Origin of the sequence: Fulvimarina endophytica, assembly GCF_003403015.1 — a bacterium.
Classification (GTDB): domain Bacteria; phylum Pseudomonadota; class Alphaproteobacteria; order Rhizobiales; family Rhizobiaceae; genus Fulvimarina; species Fulvimarina endophytica.
The window spans coordinates 133351-149927 of the sequence record NZ_QURL01000008.1 but is presented as its reverse complement, the minus strand read 5'-3'; the positions used below and the strand labels follow the sequence as shown (position 1 = coordinate 149927).

General features: G+C 61.9%; 8 protein-coding genes. 5 read left to right on the top strand and 3 right to left on the bottom strand.

The genetic code is table 11. The features are described 5' to 3' along the window. Nucleotides 1-184 precede the first annotated feature (184 nt). The 5 genes from DYI37_RS17305 (at nt 185) to DYI37_RS17285 (ending at nt 10206) form a co-directional block, all read left to right on the top strand. Nucleotides 185-2281: a UvrD-helicase domain-containing protein gene (locus DYI37_RS17305; protein ID WP_116684529.1), complete on the top strand. Its 2097-nt coding sequence runs from the start codon at nt 185-187 to the stop codon at nt 2279-2281. A gap of 226 nt (nt 2282-2507) precedes the next feature. Then, complete coding sequence (gene zorA, locus DYI37_RS17300) at nt 2508-4736, top strand: anti-phage ZorAB system protein ZorA (RefSeq protein WP_116684528.1); 2229 nt, start codon at nt 2508-2510, stop codon at nt 4734-4736. Next, nucleotides 4733-5635: an OmpA/MotB family protein gene (locus tag DYI37_RS17295; protein WP_116684527.1), complete on the top strand. Its 903-nt coding sequence runs from the start codon at nt 4733-4735 to the stop codon at nt 5633-5635. Before zorA ends, DYI37_RS17295 begins: the two co-directional genes overlap by 4 nt. Continuing rightward, the gene (locus tag DYI37_RS17290) at nt 5628-7091 is read left to right on the top strand and encodes an EH signature domain-containing protein (RefSeq protein ID WP_116684526.1); all 1464 of its coding nucleotides are present in this window, start codon (nt 5628-5630) and stop codon (nt 7089-7091) included. Before DYI37_RS17295 ends, DYI37_RS17290 begins: the two co-directional genes overlap by 8 nt. Before the next feature lie 7 nt (nt 7092-7098). Then, a complete protein-coding gene (locus DYI37_RS17285; protein ID WP_116684525.1) occupies nt 7099-10206 on the top strand; it encodes a DEAD/DEAH box helicase in 3108 nt (1035 codons plus the stop codon). Between the two features lie 736 nt (nt 10207-10942). On the opposite strand, the gene DYI37_RS17280 is transcribed toward DYI37_RS17285, so the two are convergent. The 3 genes from DYI37_RS17280 to DYI37_RS17270 form a co-directional block, all read right to left on the bottom strand. Beyond that, nucleotides 10943-12259: an HlyD family type I secretion periplasmic adaptor subunit gene (locus DYI37_RS17280; RefSeq protein ID WP_116684524.1), complete on the bottom strand. Its 1317-nt coding sequence runs from the start codon at nt 12257-12259 to the stop codon at nt 10943-10945. Between the two features lie 66 nt (nt 12260-12325). Further along, nucleotides 12326-14773, bottom strand: coding sequence for a cadherin-like domain-containing protein (locus tag DYI37_RS17275; protein ID WP_158555205.1), 2448 nt, complete (start codon nt 14771-14773; stop codon nt 12326-12328). Between the two features lie 12 nt (nt 14774-14785). Further along, a complete protein-coding gene (locus tag DYI37_RS17270) occupies nt 14786-16555 on the bottom strand; it encodes a type I secretion system permease/ATPase (RefSeq protein ID WP_116684523.1) in 1770 nt (589 codons plus the stop codon). Nucleotides 16556-16577 lie beyond the last annotated feature (22 nt).

The window sequence follows — 16577 nt, the reverse complement described above, 5'->3', positions numbered from 1 at the left end:
TCAATGTTCAAGACGAGCGGCACCAGCAAGTCTCTTCTGAAAGGTCGTGCCAGGCCAGACGCTTGGAGAGAAAAGTGTTCCACAACGAGAAGTTAGGTATTCGCCCCTAAACCGGTCCGAGGTCAATTTGCCAATCTGGGCATGGGATTGCGACACCTCAGTCGAAACTGGATACCATTCAAGAATGCCGATCATCGAAAACGCGCCCCTCGACGAAATTCAACGTCGTTTCGTTACCGCGAACGACACAGACATCCGGCTGCTCGCCCCGGCCGGGTCCGGGAAAACGCATTCGCTGTTGTGGCGCTGTTTGCATCTGCATCGGCAAAGCCGGTCCGCAGCACGGTTCCTGCTCGTGACCTTCACTCGAGCGGCGCGGGATGAACTGCGTGCTCGGCTCAACAGTGGCGGCGATTTCGCCGAGATCGCGACATCCGCAGATGTCGTGACGCTCAACGGATATGGCTGGCGAGCAGTGCGCGACACCTTCTCGAGCCCGAAGTTGTCGGTTTCCGCGTTCGAGCGGCAAACGCTGGTCAACGGGACATTGGCTTCGGCCTGGAATGAGGATGAGCGCCTCCGCGAGGCCATGCGCGCCTACCCCTTCAAGGCACCGGGTGTCCTTGCCAGCCTCCTCGAAACGATGAAGGCTCTTGGCTTTGATCATGAGACACCCTCAAGTCGCCAGGCGAACGACCGCATCGACGCTCTCGAAGACCTTGGGCTGATCGGACTTCTGGAGGAACCGAAAGAAAAGCTTCTGGAATTTGGAGCACTCGCGAACGGCCGCTGGGAGACGTTTCTCGCGACCGTCGTCCCATTCTTCGTGAAGGCCTGCGAAGCACAGCGACGGGCGGCGGCATTTACCCTCGAGGATCAAAAGTACTTCGGCTGGCTCGCTCTTCGCAACCTCGTTCGCGACCAACGCCTGCCTGCACCGGAAGCCCGCTTGACGCATATTTTGGTCGACGAGTTTCAGGACATTAATCCACTCGACCTCGAGCTAATCCTGACGATCGCCGCACTCAACGACGCAAAGCTGACCATTGTAGGTGACGACGACCAAGCGATCTTCGAATGGCGCGGGGCGGCGCCGGACTTCATTCTCGATCCGAACGAGCAGCTCGCTCGGCCGTTCGAGACGCATATCCTGGAAATGAATTACCGCTGCCCGCGCAACATCGTCATGAAGAGCGCCGAATTGATCGCTCACAACAAGCGCCGCGAGAAGAAGAAGATGACGCCGGTCTCCGAAGTGGAGGCCGAAATCAAGCGCCTCCACGGCGAGACCTTCCTCCATACGACGAACGCGGTCGTCAACGAGATCCGCGGGTTCGTTGCGGGGGGTCTTGCTGGCCAGCGGATGGCTCTCCTGTCGCGAAAGCGGGCGCAGCTCATTCCCTATCAGATCATGCTCGCACGCGAGGATATTCCGTTCTGCGCAGCCGAGGATCTCCATCTCTTCCTGTCCGACAGTTTCAAGCGCCTTCTCGGGGCGTTGAAGACCCGCCTTACGGCACAACAATTGCCTGCTTTGGCAGCGATCGGCTTCACGCCCCCCAATCTCGTCGACGAGATCATGGTCCTTGCGGACTCCGTCCAGCGCTATCCGATGCGCAAGGCCGAACGCGATGCGCTCGCTTCCTTCGTGAGATCAGCCCGCCCTGAAACCTATGACGCGGCGGTGGATCGGCTGGAAGTCTATGACGGGTCGATCCGCGGCGAAAAGGATAACGGGAAGACGGTGAAAGACTTCGCCCTTCGTTTGCGCCGCTTCCTGCACGCCGGAGACGTTCGCGCAGCGATCGCAGCGCTCGAAGAGCTCTATTCCGGCTTCCGCCAGGATTATGGGCGCGGGACGGAAGACATCTTTCTCGCCGATCCGCCATTCTTCTACCTTTCGGCGTTCGCCGGGACGTATGGCGATGATTTCAAGACCTTCATCGCCGATCTCGAAAAGGCCATGTCCACGTTGGTCAAGCTTCCCGGTTCCGACTCCGACGATCGGATGGACGAGCAGTGGAAGCGTCCCGTGCATCTTATGACCGCGCTTCGCGCCAAAGGCCGGGAGTTCCATACGATCGTCATGCTCGATGCCGTAGATGGCATCTGGCCGCTTCGTCGTGCCAAGACCGAGCGTCAGATCGAAGGCGAGCGTCGGCTCTTTTATGTCGCGATGACGCGCGCTAAGGCGCGGTTGCTCGTAACGACGAGTGGACGGATCGGGGATGCGCCCGTTCAGCCGAGCCCGTTTCTTCAGGAAGCCGGGCTGCTATCCTAATCGATCGATTTATCGCTGGAGAAGCCGGGTTCGACTGACGTCGAATGGGGCTGTTGAGTTTTGACGACAGCAGAGGAAGTGAATTGACGACCGATTGAGAAAGAGTTCGTTTTACGCCTTACCGAATTGATCTCGAAAGCAAAAATTGTGAAACATGCGCGCTGCGGTAGTATCGCCCTCTCTGAGGTGATGAGCCGTCGATACGGGGAATTATGGGGACGTCCGCATGAAATGGCTTCTGTGGTGGCCGATCAGACTGACGCTCTTTCTCGTGATCGTCGGTTTAAGCGTTTTCCTATTCGACGTCGTCTTTACCTGGCTCGATCTCGGGGTCGTCACGATGACGGTCGGCGAAGCGATCGATGGCAACTATGAAGCGCTCACCAACGAGGACTTCGCCTACTCGCTGGCGACGCTGATCTTCGCGTTCGGAGCGGGTATCGCCGCTGCTTTCCTTTTCGCAAACGTGGCCTTCGTGCTGCTCGCTGTCCGGCGCTCCCGAAGGGTCCTTGAAAAAGCAATGAAGGCCGGGAATTCCCCTGGCGACAAGCTACTCGCATATTCGGACAAGCACGACGACATCCGTGGACGCCTGACCGGAAGCTTCTTCGTCGGCCATGCCTTCAAGGAATTCTGCGAGACTCTGGTCGTCCCCGACGAACGCGGCAAGCCGATCGTCAACACGGTGCGCCCGCAATCCTTCATCAATGCAAGCCTAGCACGCGAGCGCTTGCCAGGCCTGAAAATCATGCCGAGCATCCCTGGCTACTTCGTCGGTATCGGTCTGCTTCTGACGTTCATCGGTCTCGTCCTCGCCCTATCGAAGGCAGGCGAAGCGACCCAAGCAGGGGACGCCGACTCCATGACGATCGCGCTCAACGGATTGCTCGCTGTGGCCTCCTTCAAGTTCGCGACCTCGATCGCGGGCCTTGGAACGTCGATCTTTCTCGCGATCTTCTTTCGCATCTACCAGGTTCTGCTCGAGAGCAGCTTCGGCAAGTTCTGCGAGACGCTGGAAAATGGCCTCGTCTACCAGGCGCCACAATCGATCTCGGCCGAGATGAGCCAGACGCTGAAGGAGCAGCTGCGCGAACTGAAAGATATCACGCAAGGCGAGTTCTTCTCCCGCATGGGTCGTGAAATGGAACCGATCGTCGCGCGTGCCGTCTCGGGCGCGATGACGCCTGTCGGCGATCGGATCTACGAGGCGGTCGGCAACATTTCGCAACAGGGCACGGCTGGCATGGAAGCCATGATCACCAGCTTCAGCGAGAATGTTCAAATGGGGGCCGGTGCTGAATTGAAGGCCTTGGCCGAGACGCTGGCGCAAATGGAGAAGACGCTGTCGGGACTTCAGAACGAGTTGCGGGGCTCGGGTGAAGACGTCAGCCGCCGCCTGTCTGAAGCGGCGGAAGGCCTGAAAGCCCTCGTCGATACGGCCGGTTCTAATATGGAGGAGAGTTCCGCAAAAAGCCGGGATGCTTTCGCGGAGATCGCCCAGGCACTGAAAGAGAGTCTCTCAGGCGCCGGCGAAGGGCTCAACGCAAAGATTTCCAGTGCAGCCGATGCGAGCGCGCGGCAGATCGACGAAACGATGGCGAATGTTCTCGGTCGTCTCGATGCACAGATCAGCCAATTGGGCGCGGGTCTCAACGCGATCCAGGAGACGATGGCGAGCGAGGCGGCACGGACCGAGGAGGAAGGGCGGAAGCGGCGGAGCGACGCCGACGCGCTGGCCGATGCGGAACGTGAACGCGCTATGACGCGCACGAAGGAATGGGAGGCGGCCCAGCGCAGCGCCCAGGAAGGGCTTGCAGAGAGCGTCAGCGAGGTCGCGGGGCGCCTGACTGCTGCTGTCGAAGAAGCGACCCGACGCGTGGAAGCTCGTTTCGGCGAACTTGGAACTCGGTTTTCCGAGGTGGAGCGCGCGCTGGCCGGACAGACTCTCGCTTTGCAGGGAACGGCCGGCGAAGCCCGAAAGACGGCGGACGCCTTCTCGGACACTGCACAACAGATCCGCGTCGCGACGCCGCCACTGATCCAAGTCAGTGAACGCTTCTCCAAGGCAAGCGACGGCATCAACGAGTCCCTGCAGCTCACGCTCCGCTCGATCGAAGCGGCAAAAGGCGGCATCGAGACGCTCGCACTTTCGCTCACCGAGGCGAACCAGCGGAGCGGCGAGTTCTGGGACGGTTTCCGTGCCAAGTTCGACAGCGTCGACACAGCGCTCGGGGTAGCGGTCACTACGCTATCGACCGCGACGACGAACCAGACCGACAGCCTCCGCGATCAGGTGCGGACGGTGGACCACGAACTTGCCAAGGCGATTGGAAACTTGCAGCCGCTTCTGAACGATTTGTCGAACGCTGCGGGCGATCTCGCCGATAGCGTCGGCCATCAGCAGCGCAGAGCATCCGGGTCGAACGGCCAATCGTTCGAGAGAGCAGGCACATGATTGCCGATCACGACGTCGCGCACGGGAGTGAAGGAGAGGAGGAGAGCGAAAATTACTTCATCTCCATGACCGACATGATGGTTGGCATCCTCTTCGTCTTCATCATCATGCTGATGGTCTTCGCGCTGAACTTGCAGCGGCTGACCGACCAGACGCGTGACCAGATCGCGGTCGCGGACGATCTGGCGCGCCAGATCTCGGAATTGCAAGAACGGATCGACAGCGAGTTCGCCGCAATCAACGAGGCGGACGCCGCGCGTCGGCAATTGCTGAAGACGTTGAAGGACAGCCTGCAGGCGGCGGGTCTTTCCGTCGAGATCGACGAAACCAACGGCGTGCTACGATTGGCCGAAAATGCCATTCGTTTTGCATCCAACGACTCCCGGTTGTCGGCGCAGGCAGTCGGTAATGTCCGAAAAGTCGCCGGCGTCCTGGCAGAAACGCTCCCGCGTTACGCGCTCTGCAACCAGGATGGGTCGTGTCAGCAGTCCGACGCAGCAAACCGCGTCGAGACGGTCTTCATCGAAGGTCATACCGACGTTACCGGTCTCGACGAGCGCAACTGGCAGCTGTCAACCGAGCGGGCCGTCAATACCTATCGCGAGATCATCGAAACTGCACCCAAATTGCGGGACCTTCGCAATGGCGAGGCGCGGGAAGTTCTAAGCGTCTCGGGATATTCATCCACCCGTCCGGTCTCGGAAGGAAGCGAGAGAACGGATTTTGATAGGAATCGACGTATCGACCTGCGCTTCGTCATGGAAGCGGACGACCGAAAAAGGCTGATGGAGATTTCGAGTCTCCTCGACCAGATGAATGCGCGGATCCGGCGCCTGCGAGGGGACGCGCCGGTCGAAGGTGGCAGCGATCTTGGTCTAAGGACCGGAAACGATGGCTGATGGGGAGGAGAGCGATCGGCAGGACACCGACAAAGACGGTGGTGACGGCTCTGATGAGCATCATGCGGATGATCGACAGATCGGTCTGCGCGAGGCGATCGGCGATCTACTGGCACGCCACCGACATGCCCCCGCGTCCTCACCACCCTCGGAACTCACGCGCACCGTTGCGCTATTGGACGGCGTCGAGGCATATGTCAGCGAAAGTCCCAAGAAGGATTACGACGTCATTGCATCCCAGATCGCCAGTTGTCTCGCCGCGCGAGACCGGATCGCACAACGAAACCTGCGGGACGGTGCATGGTGCATGTGGAAGACCAAACCTGCGCTCGCAGAGGATGCACCGATATTGAGCGAGTTTCTCCGTCGCTGCCAGGCGGAAAACGACAAGCGGATCGCTCGCAATCTGTTATCTGCCTATTTAACTCAATGGCAGGATGATCGGCCCGGGCTGAACGAGATTTCCGTGGCCTGCACGTCGCTGGCGGGTGTCGCGGGGCACCAATATTCCGAAGCGCAGTGTCGTTACCGCCTTTTCAGTCTGCCTTCGGGGCCGGTCGAGCTTGGTCGCGCCGCCGTCCAACAGAGGCGCGCCCCGCCTACGCTTCTTGCGGAACTCGGGTTTTCCGACAGTATCGCTCGCGGCGGCTTCTCACTTCCCTGCACCCGAGCCGCATTGGAGACAGCCGGCGAGACTAAGGAGCTCTCACCACGCGAGCGTCTCGACCTCGTCCGCGATCTGGCTCTGCTGCCCGACGGCACTTTGATCAACCAGACTCTGAGTGTGCCCTTCGCGAATGCCCTTCTAATGCCTTATTCCGCAAAGAGCCCGACAGAAGATATCAAGCAGGAGACGATCAATCTGGTGACGAGAGTCCTCGGCGATCCTCGGACAAATTCCTGGATCGGTATGGATCAAGCGAGGAGGGTCCTGCTCCGATGGCTGACCAGATTGGCGCTCAGCCAGTTCCTTGATGTCGTCGAAGCTGTCAATCCGGACCCCAATTGGAAATATCGCCGCCGCTTCTGGGAAGCGATGAACGAAGAGGAGGCGATACTTGGCGCGTGGGCCGTTCTCAGCAGCGAAGGCGAGGCGGAAGCTCGGCGTCGGTTTGGCCTGGACACACCTTTCGCAACTTTTCATCGTGGCTACGTGCAGTCAGGACATGCTGTTTTGCTGATGCAGATCGGCCCCGGCATCTGCGCAGAGTGGAGTTTCAGCGGCAAGTGTCGATTCTGGGCAGACTCAAGCCGGCAGGGTGCTCCCAAAATGTACGAGAAGTCGTACGATGCGGACTTTCTTCGAAAAGGGCGCTCCTATGCCCCTGTTCTTGAGGTCGTGCATTCGCCTCATCGAGACAGCCGCTCCGGCGTGGAAACGGCTTGGCAGCATAAAGTCTATCGCCGCATTTCCGGTATGACAGGCATTCGCGTCCCCAGCGATCGCTATATGTAGATAGAACATGACTTTCGCCGCCACATACGCCGAAGCAGGCGTCGAGATCAGACACAAAGCCCGCAAGATAATAAGAAGTGGCGTGACTCCGCCCGATCAATGGACGTCTATATCGGGCGGCGAAAAGCGAGCCGCAACCGCTTTGCTGGCGATAGTCGAACGCGACGAAGCTGTCTTGATAGACGACGGTGTTCGTCTCACCCATGAGCGGGCGGCCCGTCTGCCAGCCTCGCTTGCCGCGGCCATAGGCCTGCCGCCACTCGTGCCGTTGTCGGTCACACTCGGTTTCGACGGCAAGATGACGGATCGTGACGGCCGCATCCGTGCGCGATGGTATGATGACGGGCTTGCGACCGTCCGGCCCAAACGCACCGGATGCATCGTCGAATGGTGTCAGGACAGACAGGGCCGTCTGTCCCCGCAGCTGTTCACCTTGATCGAGGCCGTCGACGCCTATAACGCAACCGACGGGCAGGAAACGGAGTGGCGCATCGAGGCCTGGATGCCGGTTCAGACGGCCCTTGTGGCCGCAACTGGCGAGCGCGTCGATGCCGATTCCTATATAAGCCATCTGACCCTCTATCAGGCTGGCTCGCTATCGCTCGACGTGCGCGCAGGCAAGGACGGGCCGGATTTCGCGCCGATCCCGATGGGTCGCGACCGCGCAAGCGGCCCGACGGACGGGGACGCGCCGGTTCCAGATGACGATGGCAGCGGCGATCCGGCCTCCGTCGACCGACCGCCCGACGAGAATACCGCCGCCTTGCTGCCGCGCGATCTGCAAGCAGTGTTCTTGCAGCAGTTCCGGAAAGAGGAGGCGACGCCGCCGGCCTATGTTCTCGGGCGCGGCGAGTTCATGGTCGTCGATCCCGAGCTCCGCACCGCTCTCGATGTCGTTCGAAATAAACGCCGCGCCCCGCGGAGTGAGCGCGAAGACTTCGTCCGCAATCCATGGGCGGCCTTCAGCCAGGCGCTTGCAAGAAAGCCGAAATCACCCTCTGAACCGAACCTCGAGGAAGCCGAGAACGTCGAAGATAATGCAGAGCTGTCGTCGTCGCTGCTCGTCGAGACGGCGCAATACGCCGAGCGGGTGATCGGCCTCGGCGTCTGGCAGAAGCCTGATATCCCATGGCTTAAGGCACCCGGCGGGCAGTGGTTGCCTGAGCGGTTTCCGGTTACAATCGGTGAGACGGTCGTCACCCTCGACGAGCGTTCGACGGCAGTCTTGAAGGAGACCTGGACTGCGGCCGTCGCTGCGGGTGAGAGCAAGATCGTGCATGAGGGCGCGACGCTCGAGACGGCGAAAGTCGGCGACACTCTGCGTTCTCTCGGGATCGTCGTTGACGAGCCGGAAGGAGAGAGCCCCGACGGCCCGAACTATACTCAGGACGATACCGGAGACGGGCCGAACGCCGGCTTTGAGGAAGCCACGGCCACATCGCCCGATCCTCTTTCGCAAATTCCTGATCCTTCGGAGCCGCCGGTCGCACCCGACCGCCAAGTCCTGCTCATTCACCAGAATTTCGAGGGCGTCGATTACGAGATCGCCTATCCCCGACGCGCGCCCGACGAGACGGTCGATTTTCCGAAGCACCTCACGCGATCGGAGCCGAAGCCGCACCAGTGCGAAGGGTTTGCATGGCTTTCCGCCGCCTGGAAGGTCGGGTGGCCCGGCGTGCTCCTCGCCGATGACATGGGCCTCGGCAAGACGTTCCAGTCGCTTGCCTTTCTCGCCTGGCTCCGCGCCGAAAACCTCAAGAAGGGCTCATCCCGCCTGCCGGTTCTCGTCGTCGCCCCCACGGCTCTCTTGCGCAACTGGATCGAGGAGGCAGATCGCCATCTGATGCCTAATGCGCTCGGCGAGCGGGTCGACGCCTTCGGAAGCGCGCTTTCTCGCCTGCGAACGAAGAGCGGAGACGGCTGGAGCGATGAGGACAGCCTCGATGTCGCGCGCATGCGCAGGGCCGACTGGGTTCTAACGACCTACGAGACTCTCGCCCAGCATCACCGCGCGTTCGCCCGCACCGCCTTTTCTGCAGCAATCTTCGACGAGGCGCAGAAGATCAAGAATCCGGGCACCGTGAACACGCAGGCGGCGAAAGCGATGAATGTCGACTTCTGTCTGATGATGACGGGCACGCCGATCGAAAACCGCCTGGCCGATCTCTGGTGCATCGTCGACCGCGCGGTACCCGGTTATCTCGGCGCGCTGAAGGACTTTTCGAAGGCCTACGAGGATGTAACCGAGGATCGCTTGGGGGAGTTGAAAGCCAAGCTCGACGGCCCCGACGTAAGCACGCCGCCGCTGATGCTGCGGCGAATGAAGGAAGATATCCTGTCAGCGCTTCCAGAGCGTCGCCGGATCAGCCTTCCGGCGGAAATGCCGCCGGCTCAGGCGGCCGCATACGGCACAGCGCTTCGAGAGGCGATGGAGGGCGAGCGCAGCCACGGGGCGATGCTCAAGGCGATCCACGCATTCCGGGGTCTGTCGCTTCATCCGGATGGCGTCGCAGATCTCGATCCCTTCGATGCAGGAGCCGTGGCGACGTGGATCGGCCGCTCGGCGCGCGTGTCGGAAGCCGTCAAGGCACTCGACGAGATCGCGGAACGAGGCGAGAAGGCGCTCGTCTTTCTCGAAGACCTTGCGATGCAATCGGCCTTCGCGAGAGCGATGGCGACGCGCTACAACTTGAAGAAAGAGCCGGGCATCATCAACGGCAATGTGCCGGGCGAGAAACGGCTCGCTATCGTGGACGCCTTTCAGACCGGTCCCGCAGGCTTTGATCTTCTGGTGCTTTCGCCGAAGGCCGCAGGCGTCGGCCTCACGATTACGGCGGCCAACCATGTCATCCATCTGTCGCGCTGGTGGAACCCGGCCGTCGAGGACCAATGCAACGATCGGTGCTACAGGATCGGCCAGAATAAGCAGGTCACCATTTACATACCGCAGGCGATCCACCCCGCTTTCAAGGACGCGTCCTTCGATCTGACGCTGGACAAGCTTCTCGAACGCAAGCGTAGCCTGAGCCACGCGATGCTTCGGTCGCCTGTGGAGGACGGCGATGTTGCTGCACTGTTCGGTGGGGTTATTCGCCCGATCAATCGGGTGGTTTAGAACCAATCCTTCGCAAGGAACGGCTCCAACAAGAAAATTGCAATTAGCATCTCAGTCGCTATCTGTTACTTGTACCAGCCGAAGTTTCAATTCTCGAAATGTAAATACGGGTTTATCGGAGAATTCTCTAGATTCGTTGATGATTTTCGGACGGAGGCGGAGAATCCCTTCCTCTCCGCCATGGATTTTTCACTCTCCGCCATTTAAAATCCCGCTGATTAACGCATTCGACCCGATCGACACACCTGTTTCGGGAGCGTGGGAATGTCGGCGTTAGCGGGTCTATCGTGCCGTGTATCGCGTGGCGGGCCATCGGAGCCAATCAAGTCGAGCGCGAACCGACGCGGATCGGGTCCCTGTCTCGTCCGGTTCGTGACGATCTATCGCTTCCACATCCGTCGTCCGAAGGATCTGGATGTCGGTCGCTCGAGGCCGCCGATCCGGGTGAGCCTCGGCATATGTTCGATCTGCGAGACACGGCGTAGAGCCGGGTACCCTGCAGCTTATGCACGGGGGCCGGTTCGAGGAACCGGGAGGCAGACGGGCAGCTGAAGGCGGAGATGAGGACGGCGGGCGAATGGAGGACAGGACGCCGACCTTTTCCGAAGGGAAACTCGGACGAGGCGCTGGTCAGATGCGGGGATGGCTGAAGCCCCACCATTCTCTGATCGATCGTGTGCATCCTCGCCCGAAGCCGCAGCGGTACGAACGAAGCGTTCTCGCAAGTCCGCCGGTATCATTCCTCCCGCAGGGCTCGCTGCATCTGATCGGTGAAGGGTTTGATCAGATATGAGAGTGCGGTCCGCTCCTTGGTTTGAAGGAAGACGTCGACAGGCATGCCGGGGACAATCGATTTCTGGCTGATTTCCGAATGGCGCGGAATCCGGACGGTCGCAAGATAGAACGCCTGTCTGGTTGCCTCATCGACGCTTGCGGCCGCGGTTACAACCTCGACGGTCCCTGTTATCTCAGGCGTCGTGCGCTGATTGAAGGCGGAGAAGCGAAGCTTTGCGGTCTGGCCCGGCTCGACCTGGTCGATGTCGACGGGGGAAAGGCGCGCCTCGACCACGAGGTCCTCACCTTTCGGGACGATCGTCATCACGGTCTCTCCGGCGGCGATGACGCCTCCAATCGTATGCACCCGAACTTCGTTCACCGTTCCACCGATCGGAGCACGCACGTCCATTCGTGCGAGCTTGTCGGCCGCGGCGACCGCACGTTCATGAAGCTCGGATATGCGGCCCTCGACATCCCGAAGCTCGCGTTGCGCGTCCGTGCGCACTTGCTGGTCGAGCTCGATCAGTTTCAGTTGCGATTCACTGATCTGCCCTCTCGCACGTGCGATATTGGCGGACAGTTCGCCGGCGAGCCCGTCGAGCCGAGCGATATCGCGCTCGAGTGTTCGCGTCCGGCTGACCTCGACCATCTGTTTGCGAACGAGGGGCATCAATCGATCGAGATCCTCGGCAACGAGCGTTCTCTCCTCGCTGTTCGACGTCTGCTGTGCCTCAAGGCCACGTATCTCTTCTTCGAACTGATCGATCTGCGCCTGCAACTGCTTTCTCTGCGCATCCCGCGTGGCGCGGTTCTCCTCGAACAGTCTCCTTTCGCCGTCCACGATCGCTTCGGAGACGCCGTCGCCGCGCGCTTCCTTGTCGACGACGATCGCTTCGAGCCCGTCGCGTTCTGCGATCAAGCGGGCCTTTCGGCCTCCAAGCTCTGCGAGCTGCGAGCGCAGAACGCCGAGTTCGGCTCTCGTCTGGGTCTGGTCCAGACGCAGCACCACGGCCCCGGCTTCGACCTTCGCCCCCGGCGCAACGAGAATATCCTCGACGATTCCGCCATCTCGATGCTGTACCTCCTTGATCTGGGTGCGGACCGCCACCGTGCCATGAGCGATGACCGCGCCCGAAAGTTTCGCCTGTGCGGCCCAGCCTCCGCAACCGACGACAAGAAGGACGGCAAAGCTGCTCGCGAGAAAGACCCGCGATCTCACTCCGAAATTCTTGTCCCGTGGTCGTGCAGATCGCGGGCTGGTTGCGGACCGTGTCATTTCATCTTCCTCCAACAGGGCCTCGAGGCTTGTCTTGTCGTCTTTTCTCGACCAGTTCGTCCGGTTTCACGCATGTTCGACGATCGTGCGTTCGCCGAGATCGAAATCTGCTGCCGTCAGTTCATGCCAGCCGTCGAGGATGATCTCGGCATCATCCGCCGGCCGATCGCCGAGATGGGCGACGAGAACCGTCTCTTCGCCTCCGTCGTCGAGCAGACGATGCTCGAAGGTTAGGGCACCGATGTCTTCGGCGCTCTCCAAGGCGGCACCGGCGAAGAACAGCTTCTGGCTGCCGAAGCCATCTTCTGCGATCTCGATACGCGAGAGATCGATCCGGTCTCCGGGTTCGAAATCGACAATGCGGTCGCTCGGCCCGCCGTGATTGCGGATCGCGTCGAGACTGCGAAAGACGAACGTGTCGTGCCCGCTATTGCCGACCATGACGTTGACGTCGTCGCTTGCGATCAGACGGTCGTCGCCCCTTCCCCCCACGATGTTCTCGATGCTGAAGAGGCGGGCTTCCTCACGGTCGGCAATCCAGAGGCTCGCGTTGGGAAGATCGACAACGGTATCGAAGCCCTCGTTGCGCAGATCGATGGTGTCGCATCCCTCGCCTCCGCGATACTCGTCGACCACGCCGTCGGCGACCGCCACGAAATGGTCGTTCCCGCTCCCGCCATCGAGATGATCGAGACCCTGGTCGTCGCGAAGGACGTCCTCGCCGTCGCCGCCGAGGAGCGTATCGTTACCTCCGCCGCCCGAAAGATCATCCGCTCCGTCGCCGCCATCGAGACGATCGTCACCCATCCCGCCCTGGAGAGTGTCGTTCCCAGCATCGCCGGCAAGGACGTCGTCGCCGTCGCCGCCGTCGAGAACGTCGTCTCCCTCCCCTCCGAAGAGAAGGTCGTCGCCCGCACCAGCGTTCAGTTCGTCCTTTCCGGCATCTCCATGCAACTCGTCGTCGCCGCTGCCGCCGTCGAGCAGGTCGTCGCCTGCGCCCCCGTATAGGCGGTCGTCGCCCGCACCTGCGACGAGCACGTCCGAACCGTTGCCACCGTAGAGCGCATCCGCGCCCTCGCCGCCGTCGAGAACGTCGTCACCCGCGTCTCCATAGAGAATGTCGTCGCCCGAACCGCCGTCCAGCACGTCGCGTCCGGAGCCACCATGCAATTCGTCACTGCCGGAGCCGCCATCGAGGACGTCGTTTCCGTCTTCGCCGTAGAGAACATCGTTGCCGTCCTCGCCGAACAGGACGTCGTCGCCTGAACCACCGAAGAGGATGTCGTCGCCCGGCCCGCCATGGATGGCATCGTCGCCATCGCCGCCAATCAACCGGTCTTCTCCGGCTCCACCATAGATGACGTCGGCCGCCTTGCGGCCGTAGACGATGTCGTCGCCATCGCCGCCGAAGATGACATCCGCGAGCGGCGTGCCCAGAAGGACGTCGTCTCCTTCCGTTCCGACGATCTCGTTACCCGAGTCGGGGAGGATTTTCAGATGGGCGATCTGCTCGACCGCCTCGATGCCGTCGGTCACCTCGTAATGAAAGACGACGGGACGAGTGGAATCGACGTCCGGCGTGAAGATCCACTGCTCGGGTCCGATCCGGAGCAGCTTTCCACCATCTGCCTCGATGATCCCCAAAGCGAGGCTGTCCCCGTCCGGATCGCTCGCGCCCATCAGGAACATGGATGCGGTGATGAGGATCGAGACGTTCATCCGGCCATCGGTGAGATAGACCGGACTGAGAAGGACCGGCCGGCGATTGGCCCGGCCTTGAGGCGCGGTGACGCCGTCACCGGCGGGAGCCTGACCGCCGCTGCCCGGCAGATCGTCCTCGCCTGCCGGTGACGGGCTCGGCGGCTCTGCGGACCCCGTGCAGGAATGGTCGCCGATGGGCTTGGGAGCGGCATCGCGATCCGCCGAGCCGAACGGTTCCATGCCTGCATTTTCACGGGGAGAGACGCCATGGGCAGGACGCGTCTCTTCAGGAGAAACGGGCGCTTCTCTTTCGGCGTGCTCGCCCGGACTGAAGAGGCGCCGGCCCGCCTGCTGCACCGTGGCCCGCCCCGACGAATGATCGGAAAGCGAAAAGGCCCTCACCCGTTCAAATGACGCGTCGAAACTCAGCGCCCCCTCGGATGCCAGAAAGGCGACCGGGCTCTGCGTCGCCGCGGCGATCACCGGCACCTTGCGTCCGGAGAGCGTATCCAGATAGTCGGCGATCCGCAGGACGTTTTCGGCGGACTGATCGTCTGGCTCGGTCCTTGCAGCCGGCACGGCGGTATCGTCGGGAGCCGGCGGCTGCTTCGGATGCGGCGATCCATGCGGCTCGTCCTCGGGCGCCTTCTGGCTGCCTTCGATCTTGGCGAGCACCCAGAGCAGACCACCGATGATGAAAGGCAGGACAGAGACGGAACGAAGTTTGGTTTTCGGCGTGTCGGCCTCGAACCGGCCCTTCGGCGCATCAGCCTGATCGCCCTGCGGTATGTCGATCCTGAGGGGCTGGTCCATCGAACGTCGCCTCTACTTCGAAGGCGCGGCCGTTGCGCGGCCAGCGCTTGCGCTCGCTCCGCCGTAGATCGGGGCGTACGGGACCGGGCGCGGCGATGGCTGCAACACTTCGTCCTTCGAGCCGAAGGCGTGCAACCTGCCGTTTTGAACGATGGCGACGAGATCGACGGCCACGAGGGCGCTTGGACGGTGTGCGATGACGATCGCGATGCCGCCCCGCTCGCGCACCGCCCTGATGGCTTCGGTCAGGGCCGCCTCCCCTTCGGCGTCGAGATTGGAGTTCGGCTCGTCGAGAACGACCAGGAACGGGTTGCCGTAGAGCGCCCGGGCAAGACCGATGCGCTGTCGCTGCCCGGCCGAGAGTGACGTGCCGTTCGGTCCGAGTTCGGTCTGGTATCCCCCGGGCAGGCGGACGATCATTTCATGAACGCCGGCGGCGCGCGCCGCGGCGATGATCGAGCCGGGATCGGCATCCGGATCGAACCGAGCGATGTTCTCCGCGATGGTGCCGTCGAGAAGGGCGACGTCCTGCGGCAGATAGCCGATGCTCTGCCCGAGAACCTCTGGACGCCACTGGTCCAGATCGGCATCGTCGAGGCGCACATGACCTCTCAGAAGCGGCCAGACGCCCACGAGCCCCTTGGCGAGCGACGTCTTACCGCCTCCGCTCGGTCCGATCAGGCCGAGGGCCTGGCCGGCTTTCACGTCGAAGGACACCTCGCTGACGAGAATCGTTCCGGTGGCCGGCGCGACGATCGTGATCTTCTCCACCTTGATCGACTTCGTCGGAGCCGGAAGCGCAAGGAACCTGCCGTCGTCGTCCATCGCCTCGATCGTTTCCTGGAGACGATCGAAGCTGCGCCTCGCCGCCCCCATGGCCTTCCACTGGCCAAGGATCATGTCGACGGGCGCCAGCGCTCTGGCGGAGGCGACCGAGCAGGCGATGATCGAACCGGCCGAAAGCTCCCCGCGCATGGTCAGGTAGGCGCCCAGACCGAGAAGCGCGGACTGGAGCATCATGCGAAGGACCTTCGACAGGCCGCTGAAGGAGCCTGCGACATCGCTCGTGCGCGTCTGGAGATCGAGATGGCGTTCGTTCGCCGCCTCAAACCGGGCGACCGCCCGCCCGGCAAAGCCCATGGCGCGCAGGATGTCCGCGTTTCGCGCATGGCAGTCGGCGAGATTGCCGCGAAGCACGGCGGCCTTCTGCAAGTCTGCGGCGGAATTTCGCGTAACGAAGCCGGTCAATGTCGTCAGGGCGATCAGAACGAGCGCGCCCGCGCTGGTGAGAAGGCCGAGAAGCGGATGGAGGACGAAGACGAAGACGAGGAAGAGGGGCATCCAGGGCAGGTCGAAGAGCGCCCCCGGCGCCGGGCTGGCCACGAAGTTGCGCACCGTGTCGACATCCCTGCCGCGTTCGAGCGCCTCGGTGGTCGAGTAGCCGTAGCGCGGCATCTCGATCACCACCTCGTGCGCCAGGGGCGCGAGACGCGCATCCATCCGCGCACCGAAGCGCACGAGGATCTGCGATCTCAGGACATCGAAGATCCCCTGGAAGAGATAGAGCCCGATCGCCAGCACCGAGATCGCGACGAGGGTGGGCACGCTGCCGCTCGTCAGCGCACGGTCGTAGATCTGAAGCATGTAGAACGAGCCGGTCAGTGCCAGCAGATTGATGACCCCCGACAGAAGGAGAAGGAAGATCGCGAGGCCGCGGTAGCGTCCGATCTTCTCGGTCATCAATGCTTTGCCGGTCTTCGGCTTCTTGCGATCCCTGGCCATGAAACCTCCGCTCCACCTCAAG

Bases quoted from the DNA above. Each gene is read 5' to 3' on its own strand.
- DYI37_RS17280 (WP_116684524.1), bottom strand. From the start codon at position 12,259: ATGACACGGTCCGCAACCAGCCCGCGATCTGCACGACCACGGGACAAG.
- DYI37_RS17305 (WP_116684529.1), top strand. From the start codon at position 185: ATGCCGATCATCGAAAACGCGCCCCTCGACGAAATTCAACGTCGTTTC.
- DYI37_RS17270 (WP_116684523.1), bottom strand. From the start codon at position 16,555: ATGGCCAGGGATCGCAAGAAGCCGAAGACCGGCAAAGCATTGATGACC.
- zorA (WP_116684528.1), top strand. From the start codon at position 2,508: ATGAAATGGCTTCTGTGGTGGCCGATCAGACTGACGCTCTTTCTCGTG.
- DYI37_RS17285 (WP_116684525.1), top strand. From the start codon at position 7,099: ATGACTTTCGCCGCCACATACGCCGAAGCAGGCGTCGAGATCAGACAC.
- DYI37_RS17275 (WP_158555205.1), bottom strand. From the start codon at position 14,773: ATGGACCAGCCCCTCAGGATCGACATACCGCAGGGCGATCAGGCTGAT.
- DYI37_RS17295 (WP_116684527.1), top strand. From the start codon at position 4,733: ATGATTGCCGATCACGACGTCGCGCACGGGAGTGAAGGAGAGGAGGAG.
- DYI37_RS17290 (WP_116684526.1), top strand. From the start codon at position 5,628: ATGGCTGATGGGGAGGAGAGCGATCGGCAGGACACCGACAAAGACGGT.